Origin of the sequence: Protofrankia coriariae (genome assembly GCF_001017755.1) — a bacterium.
Lineage (GTDB): Bacteria > Actinomycetota > Actinomycetes > Frankiales > Frankiaceae > Protofrankia > Protofrankia coriariae.
In genome coordinates, this window is record NZ_JWIO01000001.1 from 261,509 (window position 1) to 263,210 (window position 1,702).

Consider the following 1,702-nt stretch of genomic DNA (forward strand, 5'->3'; position numbering starts at 1 on the left):
CGGCTCCCGCCGGCTCGTCGCGGATGCCGGGGATGGCCACCGACGCCGAACTGGCCCAGTTGTCCACGACGCAGGGCCGGGAGCTGGACGTCCTCTTCCTCACGCTCATGATCCGCCACCACCGCGGTGGGATCGCGATGGCCCAGTACGCGGCGGCCCAGGCGCAGGAAGCGAACGTCCGGGCTCTGGCCAGGGCGATGGTCATCAACCAGGCCGTCGAGATCGACCAGATGCAGGCCGACCTGCGCGCGCTCGGCGCTCCCCCGGCCTGACTTCGCCTGCCGTGACGACCCGCCCCGACGCCATCCGGCCGCCCCGCCGGTCCGGTCGCCCGGGGCCATCCGGCCGGCTGATCCGGCCATGCCGCAGCGTCCTCGGCCAGCCGGCCGATTCGACGGTGCCACCGGGCCGATTCGACGGTGCCAGCGGGCAGAACCGGCAGGCCGCCCGCGCCGTCCGGTGGCGTCCTCCGGTGGTGTCGACCTCCGGGAGGGCACGCTGCGGTGACGGTGGTGGGTAGCCGTCCGCGAGGCCGGGCCGGCAGGTCCGTGTCGCCAGGCTGACAGGCTGCCAAACCGAATCATATTCATGATTTTTTTATGTTGCTCGTGCAACATCCGACCTATGTGGCTAGCAGCGAACGCCAGCACCCGGCGCCAGATGCCACAGACCGGACACAACCCGTCACAGAGCTACAAGCAGTCACAAAGTCACCAGGAGTGATCAATGATAGCCGACGCCTCCCGTCCGGCAGACCCACCGCAGCAACCGCCGAGCCAGCCGGGCCCACCACAGCAGTCAGGCCCGCCGAGTCCGCCAGGTCCGCCGGATCCGCCGGGCCCGTCGAAGAAGAAACGGCCGCGCTGGGTGAAGGGTGTGGTGATCGGCGTGGTGGTCCTGGCCGCCCTCGTGGTCGGCGGGCCGTTCGTCTACATCAACTTCATCGAGGGTGATCCGCCGGCCGAACTGTCGCTGGACAGCGCGACGACACCTGCCAGCGCCACGGCCAGCCCGGCCACCGGCGGCACGACCGCCTACACCACCATCGACGGGACGTGGACGGTGGCCGCCGGCTCGCAGGCCGGCTACCGCGTCAAGGAGGTCCTGTTCGGGCAGGACACCACCGCGGTCGGCCGGACCTCGTCCGTCACCGGGAAGCTGGTCGTCGACGGCACCACCGTGCCGTCCGCCGACTTCAGCGTGGACGTGGCCACCATCACCAGCGACCAGTCTCAGCGCGACAACCAGTTCCGTGGCCGGATCATGGAAACGTCCCGGTTCTCCACGGCCAGCTTCAGGTTGACCCAGCCGATCGACCTCGGCTCGGTGCCCGCCGAGGGCGNGTGCCCGCCGAGGGCGAACGGAAGACCTACCAGGCAACCGGCGAGCTGACCGTGCACGGTGTCACCAGGACCGTCACCGTCCCGCTGGACACCCAGCTCACCGGCGGGCAGATCCGGGTCAGCGGGCAGATCCCGGTCACGTTCAGCGATTACGACATCGACTCACCGAGCGTCGGCGGGATCCGGGTCGAAGACAACGGGATCATCGAGGTTCTGCTCAACTTCGCCAAGTCCTGAGCCCGCACCAGGCCCTGCGCCCCGCCAGGCCCTCAGCGCCAGCGGGTTCCGCGACCGGCCAGCTCCTCGGCTCCCAGCGCGCCGGCCATGTAACCATACGCAACCACATGGCCGGCGGCCGG

Annotated in this window: 3 protein-coding genes; all 3 read left to right on the forward strand. The window is 70.1% G+C overall.

The genetic code is table 11. From position 1 onward, the window contains the following. Positions 1-272: DUF305 domain-containing protein (locus FrCorBMG51_RS30285; RefSeq protein WP_047221310.1), on the forward strand; the 272-nt coding region annotated here is incomplete at its 5' end. Between the two features lie 454 nt (positions 273-726). After that, the gene (locus tag FrCorBMG51_RS32305; protein ID WP_476742078.1) at positions 727-1,392 is read left to right on the forward strand and encodes a YceI family protein; all 666 of its coding nucleotides are present in this window, start codon (positions 727-729) and stop codon (positions 1,390-1,392) included. 2 nt (positions 1,393-1,394) lie between these two features. Then, the gene (locus FrCorBMG51_RS32310) at positions 1,395-1,580 is read left to right on the forward strand and encodes a YceI family protein (protein ID WP_268760502.1); all 186 of its coding nucleotides are present in this window, start codon (positions 1,395-1,397) and stop codon (positions 1,578-1,580) included. Positions 1,581-1,702: the final 122 nt, after the last annotated feature.